The following is a 3,634-nucleotide window of genomic DNA, read 5'->3' as shown; positions in this document are numbered from 1 at the left end:
CGGCTCTTCTTCCTGAGCCGTAGCTATCTATTCCCAATTGCTTGCTGGTTTGGACAGGGAGGGATCCTAGTCCAACTTCCGCCGCCGTAGCCGCTGCAAGGCCGAGAGAGGTTTCTCTTCTTCTGGCTGCTTTTCTAGAGTTGCTTCTGGCGGGGCAACTTTTTGGTTTTTCTCGACTTCAAGCGCAAATTTGTCCCCCTCCGAATCGATAGTTAGGGGGGGGGCGGGGTTGTTAGTCTGTTGGCCAGGCAGAGGAACCGGCTCCAAGGGGGCCAGCAGGGACTGGATGTGGCTATAGGTTTCGGGGTTGCTGCGGGCGGCGTGGGCCAGGAGAGTGAGCTGCTCTTTGGCTTGCACGAGGTTCCCCAATTTGAGATCCACCAAAGCCAGTTGGTAGCGGGCCTTGAAACTTGTGGGATCCACCTCCACTGAGCGTTGGAAGGCGGCTCGCGCCTCTGGGAGGTTGCCCTGACGGGCGTAGATCAGGCCAAGGTTAAAAGGTACGTCGGGATCCCGCTCGCTGGGAAGAACCCTGGTTTTGTCTTCCAGCTCAAGGGCGGCCCGGTAGGCATTGATGGCTAGGGTGTGAAAGCCCATCTGCAGGTAGCGGGCTGCATCTGCCTTGAGTTGGGCCACTGTCGGCTCCCCGGTGAGCAGATTCATAGGCGGCTGGGCAGAGGCGGGCAGTCCCAGCACCAAGCTCAGCAGGCATCCCACGGCGGCAGTCTGTCCACTGCTTTTATTCATCACCACGATCAGTTTCCTCCAACCACGTCAACACCACTTCGTTCCATCCTTCAGGGCCGGGGAGCCGGGCCAGTTGCCACTGGGTCTGAACCTCTGGCCCACCGAGGTGAACGGCCTCCTTCCAGAGGCTATCCGCAATTGGGCTGGGAAGCACGACTTTCCGCTCCGCCCAGCGCAAAAACGCCAGATCGGGCAGGGAACAGCCAATGCCCAGAGCCCTGACCGGGCCCAAGTGTCTCTGGTAGCAGTCTAGAAGCAACCGCACCGCCTCTTCTCCAGGCCAGAAACTGGCTGCTGGGGTTGAATGCATCCACTTCCAGCCAGTGAGATACCAGTGCGAAGGGCTGGGAAGGTGGAGCTGACGCAGCCGCAACTGGTGCTGGCTGAGGGTGGCCTCTTGCTGGGCGAAGGCCGCTTTTAGGGTGGCTGGATCCCCGGAATAGCTGAAAATCTCGCTATATTCCCGCTGTTGCACCCGTTCTGCCTCCTCCAAAGGGATCCCAGTGGCGGCAGCGAGCTCCGAGGCTGTCCAATCCCCAAACCCAATGAGATCCAAGTGGCAATCTTGACGCACCTGTTGCAAAATGTGGCGCAAGCAGGAGTAGGGCAATCCCAGGGCACACACGTAGTAGGGAGAGCAGTGTTGCCAGCGCTCGTCCAAAATCCCTGCGGGAAAGTAATGTTCGGGGACGTAAATGGCGGAACCGTCCTCGCAGATGAAGGGATGCTCCAGGCGCAGTTGCTGACACAGATGTTCCAGTTGGGCGCGGGTACGTAGGCTGTAGAGCACCAAGGGAATGGAGCGGCGCTCCAGAGCCGCTAAAGCTTGTCGGGCAGAGCCGTAGCTGTTGGACTGGGGATCTAGGAGGCTGCCATCCAAACTGGTGAGGACAAGTCGCATAGGTCCCGGAAAGGAAAAGGCGCTGGCACCAGTCAATTAGCCAGATCAAACAGCCTCTGGCCCGAGGAGCGCAAGCCGGATCCCTGAGGCAGGCCTTGGGGCTCAAGCGGCCAGCATTCCCATCATCCAACAGCCTTGACAGAAGTGAAGCACCCGGAGCGGTACTGAGGCAATTGATGCCAAATGTTACGCTCTGCTGCCATGCCCAGCCGATCCTAGCGACAGAGCAAGCCTCTTGGCTCGCGATTCCTTTGAGGGATCAGGTGCCGAAAGCGCGATCCCCAGCATCTCCCAACCCAGGCAGGATAAACCCTCGGTCGTTTAGACGCTCGTCAATCATGGCGCAGAAAATTTGCACCATTGGGTAATGGGATCCCAGCCGCTGCAACCCCGGCGGAGCGGCCAAGACACTCACAATTCTCACTAAGCTGGGATCCGCTCCTCGTTTTTTCAGCTCATCCAAGACCCAGAGCAAGGTGCCGCCAGTAGCCAACATCGGCTCAGGGATGAGAATGCGCATCTGCTCCGGGATCCGCTCTGGCAGGCGATTGAGGTAACAACTCACCTGCAGCGTCTCCTCGTCCCGCACCAGGCCCACATGAAAAACCCGTGCCTGGGGCAAGAGAGCCTGACAGCCTTCCAGCATGGCCAGGCCAGCCCGCAAAATGGGCACGATGGCCAGCGGCGTGTTGGGGGCGATAACTTCTGCTGCAGCAGGTTCCAGAGGAGTTTGCACCTGCACCGCCTGAGTTGGGATCCACTCCCGCATCGCCTCGTAGGTTAGCCAGCGGCCCAGCTCCGATAGAGCACTGCGAAACAAAGGCGTGGGGGTTTCCACATCGCGAGCCACGGCTAACCAGTGCTTAATGAGCGGGTGAGAGGGGACATAGACCCGAAGCTGCTGACTTGCCACAGAAAGATGCCTCAATCTGGGCGGTAGCATAGCGGTTTGCCTGAGCAGAAAGCAAGCACCTCCCTCAAGGCAATAACCAGCCTGGAGGTCCGTGGTTGGCTTGCCAACTGCAGGGCTACAGAAAGCCCGCTCCGTACCGCTTAGCAGTCGGAGCCGGGTAGTTTACGATGGGTTGCCATGCTTCGCCGTTACAGCCTAGGACAAAGCTGGAGCTGGGTCTGCGGATCCGGTAGATCTGGATCACGAGATTTTTTTTGAGGATCGCCCATGTCTGCCGTCCGGTTTCAGCCGTTGCGGGTGGCCTTCACCTGTGCGGATCCCAGCCAAGCGCAAATGCCTGTTGCCGAGTTGTTGGCGGCTCTGCCGGCCTCGCCGCTTCTGACGTACACTGACCCGGAAGCAGCGGACTTGCGGGTAGAGATGCTGCCCGATGCCATCTACCACTTCTACCGACGGGAGGAAGAGGGGGCGCTGGCGGCCTTTCGGATCCCGGTAAAAAAGCCGCAGGCTCTACCTCGCAAGCTGGTGCGGCTGCTGGAACATGTGGCCGCCTTCGACAACCTCCTCAACCTGCAACCTGCCAGCGATGCTTTGAGCAGTGTTCTGGAAGTAGAGTTTCTGCAACTGGAAACGCCGGCCAGTGGCTCTACCCCTGCCGAAGTCAGCCCCCTGCCGCGGGATCCCCAGGGACAGGTGCAAATTCAAGCAGGCCGCAACCTCGCCATCGCCCTGCGCAACAGGGCTCTCACTCCAGTGCACGTCTATGTAACAGTCTTTGACGAACGGCAGTGCAGCGTCGGTTTAGTCTATCCCTACCAGCCGGACTTTCCTGCCCGCCTGCGCCCTAGTGAAAGTGTGCTAGTCGGCTCTGGCCCTCGCTACCTGCTGCAGATGCAACTGCCCGAAGACGCGGAGACAACGGTGGATCGCTTCAAAATCTGGGTCAGCAGTACTGGCATGCAGCCGGGCATCATGGCAATGCCCCCGCTGGGACAAAGACTGGAGCCCCCCTCCGAGGATCCCTACGGATCGGGATCCCGGCTGGATCGGGAAGTTCGGCTGGCCATTTTGGG

The 3,634-nt window shown here is 59.7% G+C and carries 4 protein-coding genes; 1 reads left to right on the top strand and 3 read right to left on the bottom strand.

Annotation, left to right across the window (positions count from 1 at the left end; genetic code table 11):
- Positions 1–66: 66 nt before the first annotated feature.
- The 3 genes from NW852_RS12460 to upp form a co-directional block, all read right to left on the bottom strand.
- Positions 67–747, bottom strand: coding sequence for a tetratricopeptide repeat protein (locus tag NW852_RS12460; protein WP_414366715.1), 681 nt, complete (start codon positions 745–747; stop codon positions 67–69).
- Positions 740–1,648, bottom strand: coding sequence for an HAD hydrolase family protein (locus NW852_RS12455; protein WP_414366717.1), 909 nt, complete (start codon positions 1,646–1,648; stop codon positions 740–742). Before NW852_RS12455 ends, NW852_RS12460 begins: the two co-directional genes overlap by 8 nt.
- A 259-nt stretch (positions 1,649–1,907) precedes the next feature.
- Entirely contained in the window at positions 1,908–2,591 is a 684-nt protein-coding gene (upp, locus tag NW852_RS12450) for a uracil phosphoribosyltransferase (RefSeq protein ID WP_414366718.1), read from the bottom strand.
- 237 nt (positions 2,592–2,828) lie between these two features.
- On the opposite strand from upp, the gene NW852_RS12445 reads away from it, so the two are divergent.
- Positions 2,829–3,634, top strand: an 806-nt coding sequence (locus tag NW852_RS12445; RefSeq protein ID WP_414366720.1) for a hypothetical protein, incomplete at its 3' end; no start/stop codon positions are given.

This window comes from Synechococcus sp. H60.1, from assembly GCF_047462335.1.
Taxonomy (GTDB): domain Bacteria; phylum Cyanobacteriota; class Cyanobacteriia; order Thermostichales; family Thermostichaceae; genus Thermostichus.
This window is presented reverse-complemented; position numbering and strand designations above follow the sequence as displayed.